The sequence below is a fragment of the Psychrosphaera saromensis genome, assembly GCF_002954545.1.
Lineage (GTDB): Bacteria > Pseudomonadota > Gammaproteobacteria > Enterobacterales > Alteromonadaceae > Psychrosphaera > Psychrosphaera saromensis.
In genome coordinates this window covers 891,720-907,504 of the sequence record NZ_MSCH01000003.1, presented here as the reverse complement: position 1 = coordinate 907,504, position 15,785 = coordinate 891,720, and the positions used below count along the sequence as shown (strand labels likewise).

16 protein-coding genes are annotated in these 15,785 nt (G+C 37.8%); 3 read left to right on the top strand and 13 right to left on the bottom strand.

The window, feature by feature from the left end:
• Nucleotides 1-51 precede the first annotated feature (51 nt).
• The 12 genes from BTO11_RS04115 to gspC form a co-directional block, all read right to left on the bottom strand.
• Nucleotides 52-789: a type II secretion system protein N gene (locus BTO11_RS04115; protein WP_105051396.1), complete on the bottom strand. Its 738-nt coding sequence runs from the start codon at nt 787-789 to the stop codon at nt 52-54.
• Nucleotides 790-1,281: a type II secretion system protein GspM gene (gspM, locus tag BTO11_RS04110; RefSeq protein ID WP_105051395.1), complete on the bottom strand. Its 492-nt coding sequence runs from the start codon at nt 1,279-1,281 to the stop codon at nt 790-792.
• A gap of 2 nt (nt 1,282-1,283) precedes the next feature.
• Nucleotides 1,284-2,594 (bottom strand): type II secretion system protein GspL, encoded by a 1,311-nt coding sequence (gene gspL, locus BTO11_RS04105; RefSeq protein ID WP_181135835.1) that lies wholly within the window; start codon nt 2,592-2,594, stop codon nt 1,284-1,286.
• Nucleotides 2,563-3,600 (bottom strand): type II secretion system minor pseudopilin GspK, encoded by a 1,038-nt coding sequence (gene gspK, locus BTO11_RS04100; protein ID WP_105051393.1) that lies wholly within the window; start codon nt 3,598-3,600, stop codon nt 2,563-2,565. Before gspK ends, gspL begins: the two co-directional genes overlap by 32 nt.
• Before the next feature lies 1 nt (nt 3,601).
• Nucleotides 3,602-4,237 (bottom strand): type II secretion system minor pseudopilin GspJ, encoded by a 636-nt coding sequence (gene gspJ, locus BTO11_RS04095; RefSeq protein WP_105051392.1) that lies wholly within the window; start codon nt 4,235-4,237, stop codon nt 3,602-3,604.
• Nucleotides 4,237-4,632: a type II secretion system minor pseudopilin GspI gene (gspI, locus tag BTO11_RS04090; RefSeq protein WP_105053658.1), complete on the bottom strand. Its 396-nt coding sequence runs from the start codon at nt 4,630-4,632 to the stop codon at nt 4,237-4,239. The genes gspJ and gspI overlap by 1 nt, the downstream gene beginning before the upstream one ends.
• Nucleotides 4,633-4,657: 25 nt before the next feature.
• On the bottom strand, nt 4,658-5,242 hold the full coding sequence (locus BTO11_RS04085) for a prepilin-type N-terminal cleavage/methylation domain-containing protein (protein WP_105051391.1): 585 nt from the start codon (nt 5,240-5,242) through the stop codon (nt 4,658-4,660).
• A 104-nt stretch (nt 5,243-5,346) separates the two neighbouring features.
• Complete coding sequence (gene gspG, locus BTO11_RS04080; RefSeq protein ID WP_105051390.1) at nt 5,347-5,784, bottom strand: type II secretion system major pseudopilin GspG; 438 nt, start codon at nt 5,782-5,784, stop codon at nt 5,347-5,349.
• Nucleotides 5,785-5,830: 46 nt separating this feature from the next.
• Nucleotides 5,831-7,051, bottom strand: a complete 1,221-nt coding sequence (gspF, locus tag BTO11_RS04075; protein ID WP_105051389.1) for a type II secretion system inner membrane protein GspF — start codon at nt 7,049-7,051, stop codon at nt 5,831-5,833.
• Nucleotides 7,051-8,580 carry a type II secretion system ATPase GspE gene (gene gspE, locus BTO11_RS04070; protein ID WP_105051388.1) on the bottom strand — a complete coding sequence of 510 codons (1,530 nt, stop codon included), beginning with the start codon at nt 8,578-8,580 and terminating at the stop codon, nt 7,051-7,053. The genes gspF and gspE overlap by 1 nt, the downstream gene beginning before the upstream one ends.
• Nucleotides 8,580-10,670, bottom strand: a complete 2,091-nt coding sequence (gene gspD / locus BTO11_RS04065) for a type II secretion system secretin GspD (RefSeq protein ID WP_105053657.1) — start codon at nt 10,668-10,670, stop codon at nt 8,580-8,582. Before gspD ends, gspE begins: the two co-directional genes overlap by 1 nt.
• Nucleotides 10,671-10,775: 105 nt before the next feature.
• Nucleotides 10,776-11,753 (bottom strand): type II secretion system protein GspC, encoded by a 978-nt coding sequence (gene gspC / locus BTO11_RS04060; protein ID WP_105051387.1) that lies wholly within the window; start codon nt 11,751-11,753, stop codon nt 10,776-10,778.
• 190 nt (nt 11,754-11,943) lie between these two features.
• Here gspC and hslR point away from each other — a divergent pair, with 190 nt between their 5' ends.
• The gene (hslR, locus tag BTO11_RS04055; protein WP_105051386.1) at nt 11,944-12,339 is read left to right on the top strand and encodes a ribosome-associated heat shock protein Hsp15; all 396 of its coding nucleotides are present in this window, start codon (nt 11,944-11,946) and stop codon (nt 12,337-12,339) included.
• A 9-nt stretch (nt 12,340-12,348) separates the two neighbouring features.
• Nucleotides 12,349-13,233, top strand: a complete 885-nt coding sequence (gene hslO, locus BTO11_RS04050) for an Hsp33 family molecular chaperone HslO (RefSeq protein ID WP_105051385.1) — start codon at nt 12,349-12,351, stop codon at nt 13,231-13,233.
• 122 nt (nt 13,234-13,355) lie between these two features.
• On the opposite strand, the gene BTO11_RS04045 is transcribed toward hslO, so the two are convergent.
• The gene (locus tag BTO11_RS04045; RefSeq protein ID WP_105051384.1) at nt 13,356-13,865 is read right to left on the bottom strand and encodes a TlpA family protein disulfide reductase; all 510 of its coding nucleotides are present in this window, start codon (nt 13,863-13,865) and stop codon (nt 13,356-13,358) included.
• Between the two features lie 142 nt (nt 13,866-14,007).
• On the opposite strand from BTO11_RS04045, the gene BTO11_RS04040 reads away from it, so the two are divergent.
• The gene (locus tag BTO11_RS04040) at nt 14,008-15,654 is read left to right on the top strand and encodes a M28 family metallopeptidase (protein ID WP_105051383.1); all 1,647 of its coding nucleotides are present in this window, start codon (nt 14,008-14,010) and stop codon (nt 15,652-15,654) included.
• Nucleotides 15,655-15,785: the final 131 nt, after the last annotated feature.

Here is a 15,785-nt window from a genome sequence, read left to right as displayed (position 1 = left end):
CATGCCGTTTCTAACGATTTAGCTGTACGGCATGATTTACTTATATTGGCATTAAAGTTTAATTTTATACTTACCTTTATTATCCATTTTACCTAGCATACCAACACCTTGATGTACGATACCCGGCAGACTTGCATCTGGTTTAACAAAACCATCAAAATTATATTTTCTAGCTGATTCTATTACAGCATTACCTTCTATTCCCAGAAGATTATTGCCATCAAATTTAGCGACTAATTTATTATCTTCACATACCAATGTAGACGTTATTGTGCCAAATGAAACCGGGCCATTAATATCTGCACCTGATTTAACCCACACAAATTCACCAGATAATTGTTCACAAACAGGCTTACCGATTTGAAAAACGTCAATTGTGGTAATAAGTCGACCAGCAATTTCTCCAACAGGGATTGGCAAAAATGGTTTCACACCACTAGCTGGCATTCTAAAAACAAAATCTCGTAATTGATGACCAGTTAAACCTGTTGATGCAGTGCCTCGGCCACTCAATTGTTGGCTATTTCGAGGGTCGCCAAACTTAACATCAAAACCTAAATTACCGTGTAATAAGCTGCTCGGTTCAAATTGCCAATGGATATTTTCAAACAACATCTTATTGGCTTGCAGAGATTTTATCTCTCCTTGCCAGATATTTCCTGACAGGCCTTGATAAGCCACATTTTTTGGTAAAGTGAGTTGACCAACAACTAAGCTAATTGGTGTCAGTGACACCAAAAACAATATAAAACTAATAATAAATAAAACGATTAATTTAACTTTACTCATTTATTCGCGCCCTAAATCTAATCGTCTAACTTTCACCATGCCGTTAGTATCGGCTTTAGAAAAATCAATATTTTGAGCACTAATATTATGCTTAGTTTGTAATTCTACTAACCAACGCATTAAGTCATTAAAGCCAATTTCATTAATTCCAACTTTCACCATGTCTGTTTTTTGTGGCTGAATTCGTTCAACCACAACCCCAAAGCGTTTTGCCGTTGAGTTAATAATTTGTGTTATAGAACGCTCATTAACTGATGTGCCTGCGTTTGCATTCGCTGACTTTATAATATCAATTTGTTGCTTTGCCCATAGGTTTAGCTCAAGTTGTTGAGTAAGTTTTTTCTGCGAACTTGTTACGCCTGTATTGATTTTAGTGACGACAGTGATCAACAAAAATAGAACAAATACCGGACCTGCAATTTTAATCAGTCTTTGTTCACTTTCTGTTTTACCACTAAACCAAGTGATTAATGTTTGTTTTAACTTATCCATATTTACTCGGCCTCCTGAATGCTTAACGAGCCTTCAACTTTATTGCCTTCGTTATTAACCGCACCTTGTTTGACCTGTAAACCTAACTTCTCAATATCATTTTTAAACTGTTCAAATTGTTGAAACGATGGAGCACTTGCATTGAGCCTAAGTTCACCGCGTTTTTCGTCATATCGAATTGAGTCGACATTAACGTTTGGTCGTTTTTTAAAGGTTGGCGTAAGTTTGGCCATAAATGCGGTAAAGCCACCAAGCTCTCTATTATCAGTTCCACCAACGGCAGCCACTTTACGTTTTAACTGAGTACGCAGAATATTTATTCTTAATTTTTCTTTTGGAAAAGCGGCTTGATACATATTGCCTAATTCCGCTTTAGCCACTTCAAGTTGACTGCTCGCTGATTGCCATTTCGCTATGGTCATCACAAATTGGATAGACAAGGTTATTAATAACAAAGCTGCTGCTGGACGCCATAATGCCCAGTTTTTACTAATTGCTTTTTTCGGTGCAAAATCACCTTGTAGCAAGCTCCACTTTAATTTATCGGCTTGTTGCGCCAATAACAACATAGGTAGTTCTGGTTCAGCTGCAATTAAATTAACGCGTTCGGACTCAATTAAATTAGCGGTTAATTCCGCAGGAAGTGGAGAAAAGTAATTTAATTGTATTTGATCTGGCGTGATTGCAGTTTCTGCACTGTCATCGTCCGCTTTGTTATTCTGTGGTAGTAGTTTTTGAAAATACAAAGGCAACCAAGAGTCTGTTAAAAACCAACCACTCCAGGCGCCTTCTCTTATTAACCAACCATTGGCATAACCAAGTATTGAAATGGTTTTACTATTTTGACCAGATTCCGCTGATACATCTGGTAAGGTTAAAACATCTGGCAACATACTTTTTATTTGTATGTTCGCTTGCGCTAATCGGTCTAACCAATTTTGCAATAATGTTCGTTTAACTATCGTGATATTAACCCAGTATTTTTCTAATTCTTTATCATAACCGGTTTGTTCAATGGCAAAATGCAATTTTTCTATGTCTTCTGCCAATTCATCTTCTAGCATAAACGGCAAAGCTTTGAGTAATTGACGAGTTGGCTTACTTGGCATGATATGACGGTGTAATCTAACATCTGCGCTATCCACCAACACAGTTACGTGACGGCCTTTAGCATAGTCGGTTAGTACAGATAAATTATCTTGATGCTCTAACTCACCAGATACAATGACTTCTTTTGTGGCTTGTGACCAAACCAACCAAGGGATAGAGCTTGAGTTCTGACTACTCAGTCTCAGTATTAGCTTCTCGCTCAACTTTTCCTCCAAAACGACGTGTGATCACGTTCACGTTATACTTGTTGTCTAATTGAAACACACTCGTTAAATTGAATTCAATCTCATTAAAATAGGCATTTGTGACCAATCTAAATACGTCACTGTTCACGGTAAACTGGCTTTTATCTATGCTGGCTAAATTCGCTAAAGAACTTACCTGAGATAAGGCAAAAAACGCATCTATATCTTCAAAGCCGTCTTCTGGTCTTGCTGATAATATTTCATCCACTTTATCACGTTCGATATCTAACATAGCCATCAAATATTCTGGATTTGCACTATCCACGGTATTCACATTAACTTTTAATTGATCACTGTTTGGGATCACGCACACTTTATCCATAAGCTGCGTCATCACGGCGACATCAAAACCGTAAATCACTCTTAATTCATTTTCATGGGCAAGCATGGTATTGCCACTCAAATATGGAAATGTTAACCCTGTATACATATCACCGTCGTAACCTACTGCGCCGGATGGATAATCATCTTTGTCTAACCAGTCATATAAGTTTACCGCTAAATCCTCATGACTCGACTCAGATTCAATTTCCAAAGCAGATAAAAAACGAACAAATAAATCAATGCGTTGTTTTTTTATGTCATCTGGGATGTCAGGATAATACAAACTGTTTAAATTAAAACATGAAGATAAGTCGGTTATTTCACCTTCAATCAAACCGTTATCAACCGGGAAACTCATGCCTTCAAGTGCCCAAGGTTGATTTAAATTAAATACACCTTTGTCTTCCGTTGCGGTTCTTTTTAATAATGCTTTTACAAAATTTTCAGAACTAATGGCATACCAATAGGCTTGCTGACGCTCCAATATATTTTGTACTCGCTGAACCTGATATTTTTGTTCCGTTAATATTTCGGTTGCTAAGATCACGCACAAGGCAATTGCTAATAACACTGACACTAAAGCAACGCCGCGTTGTTTTCTTTTAAACGAATGTTTATATCTTCGACGGTTAATTATCATTCTAACCACCTGTTATCGTTTTTTGAATGATAAGAAATTTACGTTCAATAATGCCAAAGGTGTCAGTCTCTAATTCTAGTTTTATCGCTAAAGGTAATTCACTCTCGCTTAATTCGTCTTTCCAATCATCGCCAATAAAATACGACAACGTTAGCGCCTCAATATCGTTGATCAATACTTGAACTCTAGGCTCTGTGCCGACTTCATTATCAACAAAGTTAAAATATAAACGCTCTAATCTTTTTTCTATTACTCGGTAAGCAACCAGTTGTAACTCACTTCTTGCGAGCACCATAGCTGGATTAGTCCAGCCGTCCCTGACAAAAGCAAAGCCAACGGTTTCAGAGTCAAATAAGTAATCACTAACATGGAAAAATGACTCACCAGCGCTTTCTCCACCGAGCCTTACTTTACGTTGAGCTAATTGAGTGAAATCATTTTCCATTATGATAAAAGCACGTTGTAAATCAGTTAATTGTTTATTTTGATTTATCACGGCCTCATGGCCATTCACTGTGGTGTTAACTACTGAATATATTGCTACGCCTAACATGGCAAAAATAGCCAGAGACACCAACATTTCTAGGAGTGTAAACCCAGCCGACTTTTTAGATTTATGCGCCAATAAAGTCATCATTATTTCTCACGCGCATTTGAAGTGACATAGGTGGTTAACGAAAATAACGGAGACTTTGCATTTTGTTCTGTAGAAACGTTAACGGTAACGGCTCTTAAATCTTTGTCGGCCGTGGCTATAACTTTCTGCTGCCAATACCATTTCATTCCAGCGAGCTCTTGTTCGCCTTTTGCTTTATCTTTTGGCGGCCACTGCTCGCTTATTTGTAATTCAACTAATCTGTCGTTAGCGACCCAAGAGGCAAATGTGATTTGTTCTATCTCAGCTAAATTACGCGATGATGTGCCTACCACACCTAAAATTGAACTGGCTGAGTAAGCAAAAATAGCTAATGCCAATAACAACTCGATTAGCGTAAAGCCTTTGGATTTAAGCAGGCGGGGTGAGTTTTGCATGTTTTTTTTCACGTTTACATTCACGTTATAGCTCAGCTATTTGTTTAGGATCTAAAACTAATACAGGAGCAACAAACTCGCCTCTTACTTTGAAGGTAATAGGTGTATCAAAACCATTGTCATAACTGATATTCAGATCGAATGGGGAAACTTCGCCGGACGATAAAATAAAGATTTGAGGAAAGGACAATTTCTTCTCTTCTTCTGTTTGCTCACTAGATTGCTCTAATGCCTCTTCATCTATCCATTCCACAGCACTTAGTAAGTTTTGCGATTGCCATTCTAAACCATCTAACATTAATTCAATTTTAATGTCTGGTTCCAGTTCGTTTTCGGTAAATGGTGCTTCTTCTATTCGATTCCACTTTTTACCGTCAAACATCAGAAATATATAACTTGATTCAGTTACAGAAAAACCTAATAAGGCATTATTTAATACTGCATACTCGGACGCTAGATTAATTAATGCAGCAACCTTTTTACTTTGCTGATCAACTTGGTCAAACGGCTCTTGACCTAAGCTTGGAAATTTAACACTACTTACCAACAGCCCCATTAGCATGATCACAAGCATCAACTCAAAAAGAGTAAAACCTTTATGTTTGTTCACTTGTTAATCCTTACCAGATGAGACTATGTCTATACTAAAAAAACGAGGTTTAACCAATAAACCTCGTTATATCGCGTATTTAAACGTTCGGTAATAAAGGCTTATTATAAAAAGTCTTTTACATTCCAGTTACCAATATCGTCTTCTGTTCCAGCTTCGCCATCTGGGCCAACTGAGAACAGATCAAATTTACCCATTTCGCCTGGATTAATTAGTTGGTAATCGTTGCCCCATTTGTCTTGAGGTAATTCATCTAGAAAACCATTTTGTGGATAATTACGTGGCACAGGTTCAATTTCTGGTGCAGATACAAGCGCTTCTAAACCTTGCTCTGTTGTTGGGTATTGTCCGGCTTTTAATTTGTATAAATCTAATATCGATTCTAAGTTTTTAATTTCAATTGCTGTACTTTGAACCTTAGCTTCGTCCGCACTATCCATTAAATTACCAACAACTAATGACGCCATCATGCCTAGAATAGCAATAACGATCATTACTTCTAATATGGTAAAACCTTTTTGAGCTGTTCTAATTTTTCTCATTTTCTACTCCGTTACTCTAGTAATTTTTACTAAATTTAAAATTGATTTACATGCCCGCTAAATTATTCATCTGCATGATTGGTTGCATAATGGCCATCACAATAAACATAACCATACCTGCCATAACAGCAACAATAAGTGGGGTTAATAGACTCAAACTTATCTTAACTATTGCATCTAATTCGTTGTCCTGATTATCCGCAGAGCGTTTTAACATTTGCTCTAATTCTCCGGATTTCTCACCACTGCCTATCATATGTAACATCATAGGTGGAAATGTCTTTGAATGATCCAGTGAGCTCTTTAACGAGGCACCTTCTCGCACATTATCCGACGCTTCCAATACGGCTTTTTTAATATGCGCGTTAGATAATACTTCACCAGATATTTTCATACCTTCTAAAATGGGTACTGCACTTGACGTTAAGATACTTAACGTACGTGCAAAACGAGCCGTATTCACCCCTAAAATCACTTTACCAATCAAAGGGAATTTTAATAACACTTTATCAAATTTCAGTCGAAAATCTGGTCGTTTTAACATTCGTTGAAACACCACAATAGCGGCCAAAATGAATATGGCTAAAAATACACCGTAATTTATTATAAAGTCACTTAATGCTAGTAAGAGTTGAGTACTACCAGGAAGTTCCTGACCGGACTTTGATACTTGTCCAACAATTTGCGGTACAACCGATGCCAACAAGAATGTCACTATGCCAATAGCAAATACCGTCAACATAATTGGATAAACCATGGCTTGGGTTAACTGTGATTTAGTCTCTTGGCGTTTTTCTGTGTAATCAGCAAGTCGGTTTAGGACTTCATCTAAATGCCCTGACTTTTCACCCGCGGCCACCATAGAACGGAACAGGTGATCAAATATATACGGAAATTCCTGCATGCCTTCTGCAAGACTATAACCTTCAACCACTTTAGAGCGAATGGCCATCACGGTACGTTTTAATCTTGGTTTATCGCATTGTTCAGCTACGGCTAGTAGTGCAGATTCTATCGTTAATGCAGAACCAACTAGCGTAGCTAATTGACGCGTAACTAGCGCTAAATCTGACGCGGATATCTTAGCTTGAAAAAGTGATATGCCCGCTTCTGCTTGTTTTTCTTTTTGACTGGACTGACTCACATCGATTGGGATTAACCCTTTATCTCTGAGTTGCTGTCTGACTTGTTTCGCGTTGTCCGCCTCTAACATGCCTTTTTTAGTTTTGCCTTTGCTATCCAGTGCTTTGTATTCAAATGCAGCCATTAGCTGTCCTCACGGGTAACACGCAAAACTTCTTCCAGAGTTGTGATCCCAGCCAATACTTTACCTATACCATCATCTCTAATACCTGGTGCACGCTGACGCACATATTTCTCAATGGCTTGTTCACCTTTGCCGGTATGAATATTTTCACGTATTGCTTCATCAACCGTTAAGAGTTCGTGAATTCCAACACGACCACGGTAACCGGTGAAGTTACATTGATCACAACCTTTAGGGTGATAAATGGTACGAGTATCGTCAGGTGCTAAGCCAAGCATTTCTTTTTCGGCTGCATCTGGTGAATAATCAATTTTACAATGGGTACATAACGTTCGAACTAATCGTTGTGAGATAACCGCTAACAAGCTTGATGATAATAAAAACGGCTCAATGCCCATATCTTCCATACGAGTGATTGCACCGGATGCAGTATTTGTATGTAAAGTTGAGATAACTAAGTGACCCGTTAAACTAGCTTGTACTGCAATTTCTGCGGTTTCTAAATCTCGGATTTCACCTATCATGACGACATCTGGATCTTGACGTAATATTGCTCTTAATCCACGAGCAAACGTCATATCAACCTTGGTATTAACTTGAGTTTGACCAACGCCCGCTAATTCATACTCAACCGGATCTTCAACGGTTAATATGTTGCGGTCTTTACTATTAATATTAGTTAAGCCGGCATACAAGGTGGTACTTTTACCAGAACCAGTTGGTCCGGTAACCAAAATAATACCGTGCGGCTTACGTAATAATTCAGCAAATTGTTGTTGATTAGACGGTGTCATACCTAAGTCAACTAAATCTAATTTAGCGTTATTTTTATCCAACAAACGCATTACCACACGCTCGCCATAAGAAGATGGCATAGTTGAAACACGTACATCAATGGCACGACCTGCTATACGTAATGATATACGACCATCTTGAGGGATACGTTTCTCAGCTATGTCTAACTTTGCCATAACTTTAATTCTGGAAACTAATAAAGACGACAATTTACGATTTGGCGACAATACTTCACGCAATACTCCGTCAACACGGAAACGAATAACCAACTGTTTTTCAAACGTCTCGATATGAATATCTGACGCGCCTTCTTTAATAGCTTCTGACAATGTTGCATTGATTAATTTTATAATGGGTGCGTCGTCTTCGCTCTCTAACAGGTCTTCTGTGCCAGGCATTTCTTCGGCAATAGAAAACAAGTCGACTTCATTACCTATGTCTTCCATTAACTGTTGAGTTTCAGAGGCGTTTCTTTGATAACTTTGTTCAAGTTCAGTATCAAACTCGTTATCTGGAATTGTTGATGTTGGTAACACAAAACCAAGAAATCGACGGACTTCAATTAAGGCATACATAGGAGTAGAGGCCTTAATAAGCATTCGTGGTTTATCTTGTTGATAAGATATTAAGATACCAAAACGCTGAGCAAAACCAAAAGGCAGACGTTTGATAGACGGGTCCATTTCATCGTCATGAGATAAAACAGCTAGTTTTTCTGCAACTAATTCTGACATTAGTTATTACCCTTGCTCTCATTATCTAGTTCATCTGACTTTTTATCTGTTGCCTCTGTTCCTTGTAATTTCTGTAACGTATCAGGTTGTTTTTCATTTAAATATTCTTCAAACGACGGCGGTAAGGCTATTGTCTCATCCCATTTTTTTAATACAGGCTGACTGGTAAATGGCATTAATGCTATACCGTCATCATCACTCTTTAACTGCTCAGCACGGATGTAATTATATTTACGACGACTTTCACCAACTAAAGTGTCATTTTCTCGAATGATCACAGCTCGGATAAATACCATTAAGTTACGTTTACGTTTAGTGGTACTGGTTGATTTAAATAAATGGCCTAGGTAAGGAATATCGCCAAGAAGTGGTACTTTGGATACACTTTCTTGCACGTCTTCATCAATCAAACCACCGATAACAATAGTGGCACCATCTTCAGCTAATACTGTGGTTTTAATCGAACGTTTATTAATACCTAAATCGACACCGGTTGCGCCACTGATACTTGAAACTTCTTGCTCGATAAGCAGCTGAACCGCTGAGCCTTCGTTTATTTGTGGCGTTACGCTTAATTTAATACCAACTTCAGTACGTTCAACTGTCTGAAATGGGTTTGAATTATCACTACCAACGGAAGACCCTGTAAGAATTGGTACTTCTGAACCGACTAAAATAGAAGCTTCTTCATTATCCAATGTGGTTATTGATGGTGTTGCTAAAACATTAGAATTTGTATCATTGCTCACGGCTTGAATAACTGCGCCCCAACCGTCTTTAATAATGCCAGTAGCAAATCCACTCATACCACTTAATACCGATGCGAGTGTTGTGTAATCGCCTTCAGTTGTTGATTCAACTACATTTTGAGTCGTATTTCCATCATCATCAAAACCATTAACAATACTTTGCGTAGTAGTATCTCTTGCATTGTAAGCAGCTCCTGCTATAGAGGATACTGGAGTAACTGCACCGTTATTAAACTGAGTAAAACCTAGGTCTTCACTGCCCCACTGGACACCTAAATTAATACCTTCGCTTTCATAAACTTCTACTATGATGGCTTCAACTAGCACCTGTTGGCGGCGGATATCGAGTTGGCGAATAATCTGCTCTAAAGAACGCATCATGTCAGGCTCTGCGTTAATAACTAACGAGTTAGAGTCAGCGTGTGCTTGAATAGAATAATCACGTTTTTGGCTGCGCGATGAGGTTTTAGTTGACGTCCCACCTTTAGCATCTGCGGCTAAGGAGTCTGATACGCCAGTTAAGACTTTAACAATTTCTTCCGCTTTGGCGTATTTCAAATAGTGAACTCGAGTATTACCTGCGCTTTCTAACTCCGCATCCAAACGCTCAATTAGTTTAATAACACGACTACGGGCTTGAGGCTCACCACTAACAATAACGCTATTGGTTCTATCGTCAGATACGATTTTAGGAATTAAAAATTCTGGTTGGTCTTTATTGCCTTTGGCACTGTAAATACTTTCCAAAATACGAACGATTTCACTGGCTGATGCAAATTGCAATTTAACGATTTCGACTTTTAAATCACCAGCCCTATCAACACGATTAATAATATCAACCAAACGATTAACCGTTGCGGCAGAACCTGTCATCATGATCACATTTGATGGGTCATAATGCACAACATGACCTGAGCCAGACTGATTACTAAATTGGCGTAGTAACGGAGATAATTCACGCACAGATACATTTTTAACTTCAACTACGCGGGTAACCATTTCATCACCAACACCTGGCGCATCATCACCAACTACTGGAATTGCAGAGTTCTTTGCATCTTTAGCTTTAACTACTTTAAGGATACCGTTGCCCATATCCACAACGGCATATCCGTAGACTTCTAATACATTCAAGAAGAATTGATAGTATTGCTTTTCTGACAATAAATCATATGAACGAACGTTTACTTTACCTCTAACCGTTGGGTCAATAATGATAGTTTTCTTTAAAATTTTGCCAACAATATTAATGAATTCATTAATATCAGTGCCTTTAAAATTAGGAGAATATTGTGTTGCGTAAGCAGGTTGAGATACCCACAAAGTAGATAGAGCCAACATAGTTATCGATGTCGATAACGCTGTTACCCTAATTGATTTAACAAACTTAATCGTTAATGTATTTATTGATGTTGTAAACAAACCCATTAAAACAAACTCCAGGGACTAAAGTGCCAAAATAATATCGATTGAGGTATCGTTTCTAACGACAGTTATTGTTGCTTCTGTCATTGAACGTAATTCTTTCATAACACTCAATGCTTGTTGCATATCTGTTAAGTCGTAACCATTGATGCTTGTAGCTAAATCATTACGTTTTAATCCAACTTCGGTGAATAGCTTTCCATCTTTACCAGGTGAAAGTTTATAACCTTTTAACTCACCACTTTTTCTATATGGTCTAATCCGAATTACATCGAGTAACTTTTTAGGATCATCAAATAACGTTTCTCTTTGCGCTCGCAAAGAACGAGAAAGTTCGAGATTTTCGCGTTTATCAAGTCGTTCTTTTTTTAACGGCTTGTCATCTTTTACCGGATTAATCTCTTGATCAACCGTTTGCTCATCACGGTCTACTTTATTTTCAGAGCCAGGTACAGAGGTTGAATATTCAATACCATCTAACATTAAGGTTTCAAACCGACCAGAAACAAACAAAATAACTCGGTCTATTCGTATTTCATGTACCGATGCAGGAGTGCCATGGATTTTTTCATCTATCCCGTAAGTATCTTGCTTTCCTGCGCTTTCTATAATTGCAACGCTGGTTTTTGAGGTTGTATCTGAACTGTCAGCGACTAAGCCTGTTAAGGTGACGTTTAAGCGGGTTCTTGGAGCTGGCTGGTCTGTTTTTTGTTGAGGTTTAATAACGGCTTTTTTCTTTAAATCACCAAACAAGTTAATACTTAATAAATCACTAAGATCTACCTTATTACTTGTCGCGCTACTACCTTGAGTCATAGATGACGCGCTAATTGTGACTCTGCCATACTCAGATGATGTTGGTGCAAGTTTCCAAATTAAGTCAGCAGATAAATATGCACAATAAATCAACAAAGTGACTGTGACTATTTTACTCAATTGCTGATGCGGTAACTTACCAGCAAAGGTATTGAGTTGCTCAAACAAGCGAGACGACTCCATTAATTTAGGTACTCCAATATATCAGTTTATTATTAAGGTTTTATTGCGCCATTAACGATAATAATCTTAATTCCATTTTAAATTAAGAGCTTGACCGTTTAGTATACCCCTACACGTGGCTAAAAATCACTATTAATGCTAAATTATCGTCGCTTTTTAACACATATTCTTGGGATACTTTATAACTACAATGTCAGAAACCAAAGTACGCTTAGATAAATGGCTATGGGCCGCTCGATTTTATAAAACACGTTCCACTGCTACTGACATGATCAATGGCGGTAAAGTTCATTATAATGGTCAAAGATGTAAAGCATCAAAACTTGTAGATGTAGGCGCTAGCGTAAAATTACGCCAAGGTTACGATGCTAAAACCGTCATCGTGAAGATAATATCGTCCAAACGACAGAAGTTTGAAATAGCCCAAACGTTATACGAAGAAACTGAAGAGAGCCTAAAATTACGACAAAGCGATCAACTTGCCCGCGAGCAAAGTATCGCTTTTTCACCAAGACCAGATAGAAAACCAGATAAAAAACAACGCAGAACCTTAATCAATTTTAAAAATACCGACAACTTTGAGTAACAACACCATATGACTGATAAAAACACACCAGACTTATTACACAGATACATTTTTGAACAACGTCACGTTCGTGGCGAAATTGTGCAAATGAGTCACAGCTATAACGCTATGTTAGAAAACCACCAATACCCAGATATCGTAAAACAAATCTTAGGTGAGTTGCTAGCTATCACGAGTTTGTTAACTGCTACCATTAAATTTGAAGGTGATATTAACATTCAACTTCAAGGTGATGGCCCACTTAGTTATGCGGTGGTGAATGGTAATAACAAACAGCAAATGCGTGCCACCGCTAAATTCAAAGACGATATTAAGCCAGGCACTATTCCTGAGCTGATTGGTTCTGGTTACATGGTGATCACAATTGCACCAGATCAAGGTGAACGTTATCAAGGTGTTGCGGCATTAGATAAAGACTCGTTAGCCTTATGTATTGAAGATTACTTTAAAAACTCTGAGCAATTACGAACTCGAGTTTGGTTGGCAACCGATACGTCTGAGCACAATGGAAAATCGGCGGGTATGTTATTACAAATTCTACCTGTTGAAGCAAAAGCCAACGACGACTTTACTCACTTAGAAGCATTAACTAACACGATTAAAAATGAAGAGTTATTAAATCTTCCAGCAAAAGAAGTATTAACTAGGTTGTACCATGAAGATAATCCAGTGTTATTTGAACCTCAAGAGATCACTTATGAATGTGGCTGTTCTCGTGAGAAAACATCTGGTGCTATATTAAAACTAAGTTTTGATGATGCAATGGCATTAATCGAAGAACGTGGTGATATAGAGATAACATGTCAGTTCTGCTTAACCGATTATCATTTTGATGCGGTAGATGTAGAAGCCTTGTTTAAAGATTCTGCCGAGCAAAGTGACTCCATAAATTAACTGGTTAAGCCTAATTTATTAACTAGATAGCACTACATGCAATAAGGTAACCTGAGTTTGACCATGGTTACCTTTTTCTTTCCCATTAAAATAATTAACGCTCAGGCCTTTCTCCATACGTTCTAATCCTCATTAACTAGCATCTCAATAACTTTTTGTATTTTTGCATTATCTGACTCCACATAACCTTGATGTGCAAAACGTATAACACCTTTCTTATCAATGAAGAAAGAGGACGGCATAGCTTGTACATCATATTTTTCAGCCACAATCGCACCTTGATCATACAAAACAGCGTAATCCACAGAATGCGCCTTTAAAAACGCTAAAGCATTGTGTTTATTTTCGTCCAAATTAATTGCGATTACGACAAAATCTTGAGCTTGATATTTATTATGGAAGTCATTCAGCACAGGAAAAGACTTTTTACAGGGTTTACACCAGCTTGCCCAAAAATCTAAATAAACAACCTTGCCCTTATAATCATTCAACGCCAATTTTATAGCGGATTGTGACTCAGATAATAAATAAGGTAATTCAAACTCAACGGCTTTTTTTTCAGATGCGACTGAGTGTGTACTGACTATCAAACCCAACATTAAACTGTAGATTAAATTAAGTAATAATTTCATTGGCTAACCTTTAAATTGCGATAACTGATTTTAACTAGGGTCTGTTTATCTTTGACTTCCAATATAAATTTTTATCACCTATAAAGCCAATTCATGTAGAATCGAAACACGTCCAAATAGATAAGGTTACTAAAACAATAATATGAAATTAATTAAACAATTTAGTCTAACTGCGTTAGTTGCATCATTTGTAACTGTACTCGCAGCATGTTCTGAACAAACAAATACGGCTAGCGTTGAAAAAGCACGCATACAAGCTCACTTAGAATTTCTTGCTGACGATCAGTTAGAAGGCCGAGATACAGGCAGCCAAGGTTACGAAATAGCTGCGAATTATGTCGCTTCAGAATTTAAAAAAATTGGTTTAGTGCCTGCAGGAACAGACGGATACATGCAGCGTGTTCCATTTAGACGTGCATTTTTAAATCAAAACAGCACAGTTGTTAAAATTGGCTCTGGTGCTAAAGCCATCGAATTAAAATACCCACAAGATTATATGATGGGTGCAAATACATCATCTACTGAGTCAAGTGTAAAAGCGGAAGTGGTTTTTGTTGGTTATGGCTTAATTGCTGAAGATTATAACTATGACGATTATGCCGGCTTAGATGTTGAGGGCAAGATTGTTGTTGCTTTAACGGGTCGTCCAAAAGCATGGCCATCTGAAGAAGGTGCTCATTTAGGATCGGGTAAAGTTAAATCTGCAAATGCGGCTAAACATGGCGCGATTGGCTTTGTAACATTACACACACCAAAAAGAGAAAAAGTTCGTTCATATACAACATCGCTTAACTACTTAGGCGCACCAAGTCTTCGCTGGTTAGATGAAGAAGACACCCCATTTGGCGTACAAAAACAATTTAAAGGTGCCGCATATTTAAATATCGACGCTGGTAAAAAGCTATTTGCTAACGCTCCAACCGCTTTAGAAGATATTTTTGTTTTAGATAATGAAGATAAAGAAATCAAAGGTTTTGACTTAAATACAAGTATTGAACTTGCATCGAAATCTCGCCATGAAAAAATAACATCGCCAAATGTAGTGGCAATTTTACCGGGTTCAGATCCTGTATTAAAAGATGAGTATGTTGTATTTACAGCTCACCTTGATCACATAGGTTTAGCAAAAGACGTTACAACAAAAGACCGTATTAATAACGGTGCTATGGATAATGCTTCTGGTGTTTCAGTATTACTAGAAACTGCACGTGTATTAGCAAACTCTGAACGTCCACGTCGTTCTATTTTATTCACGGTTGTTACCGGTGAAGAAAAAGGTTTATTAGGCGCAAGTTACTTTGCCAATAACCCTACCGTTCCATTAACGTCAATGATCGCCAACGTAAACTTAGATATGCCGGTATTGTTATACGATTTTGCTGACGTAATTGCATTTGGTGCGAACCATAGCTCTTTAGGTGCTGTTGTTGAAAAAGCAGCTGGTGAATTAGGTATTGGCTTAAGCCCAGATCCTATGCCAGAACAGGCTATATTCACTCGTTCAGATCATTACAATTTTGTTAAGAAAGGCATTCCAGCTGTATTCTTAATGACGGGCTTCACGTCAAAAACAGAAGGCGAAGACGGCGGTAAAGTTTGGGGTGAGTTTTTTGCCAAACATTACCATAAACCATCTGACTCTCTAGATTTACCAATTAACTATGATGCAGCGAAAGTATTCGCCGACGTTAATATCCGCATTGGTTTAACAATAGCAAATCAAGACGAGCGTCCTTACTGGTTAGAAGATAGCTTCTTTGGTAAAACGTTTGGACAAACTGGTAAATAATCCAATTTAACAAACAACTGAGCTTGTTAAGAGCTAGGTTTGTAAAACAATTAAACCGTAACTTATGTTACGGTTTTTTTTTGCTTTTTTATCAGACTCATAGTGGATTACGCATATGTTATTGCCCCTCA

Excerpts from the sequence above, each read along its gene's own strand:
- BTO11_RS04115 (WP_105051396.1), bottom strand. The coding sequence starts at position 789 with ATGAGTAAAGTTAAATTAATCGTTTTATTTATTATTAGTTTTATATTG.
- gspM (WP_105051395.1), bottom strand. The coding sequence starts at position 1,281 with ATGGATAAGTTAAAACAAACATTAATCACTTGGTTTAGTGGTAAAACA.
- gspK (WP_105051393.1), bottom strand. The coding sequence starts at position 3,600 with ATGATAATTAACCGTCGAAGATATAAACATTCGTTTAAAAGAAAACAA.
- gspJ (WP_105051392.1), bottom strand. The coding sequence starts at position 4,237 with ATGATGACTTTATTGGCGCATAAATCTAAAAAGTCGGCTGGGTTTACA.
- gspI (WP_105053658.1), bottom strand. The coding sequence starts at position 4,632 with ATGCAAAACTCACCCCGCCTGCTTAAATCCAAAGGCTTTACGCTAATC.
- gspG (WP_105051390.1), bottom strand. The coding sequence starts at position 5,784 with ATGAGAAAAATTAGAACAGCTCAAAAAGGTTTTACCATATTAGAAGTA.
- gspF (WP_105051389.1), bottom strand. The coding sequence starts at position 7,051 with ATGGCTGCATTTGAATACAAAGCACTGGATAGCAAAGGCAAAACTAAA.
- gspE (WP_105051388.1), bottom strand. The coding sequence starts at position 8,580 with ATGTCAGAATTAGTTGCAGAAAAACTAGCTGTTTTATCTCATGACGAT.
- gspD (WP_105053657.1), bottom strand. The coding sequence starts at position 10,670 with ATGTTGGCTCTATCTACTTTGTGGGTATCTCAACCTGCTTACGCAACA.
- gspC (WP_105051387.1), bottom strand. The coding sequence starts at position 11,753 with ATGGAGTCGTCTCGCTTGTTTGAGCAACTCAATACCTTTGCTGGTAAG.
- hslR (WP_105051386.1), top strand. The coding sequence starts at position 11,944 with ATGTCAGAAACCAAAGTACGCTTAGATAAATGGCTATGGGCCGCTCGA.
- hslO (WP_105051385.1), top strand. The coding sequence starts at position 12,349 with ATGACTGATAAAAACACACCAGACTTATTACACAGATACATTTTTGAA.
- BTO11_RS04045 (WP_105051384.1), bottom strand. The coding sequence starts at position 13,865 with ATGAAATTATTACTTAATTTAATCTACAGTTTAATGTTGGGTTTGATA.
- BTO11_RS04040 (WP_105051383.1), top strand. The coding sequence starts at position 14,008 with ATGAAATTAATTAAACAATTTAGTCTAACTGCGTTAGTTGCATCATTT.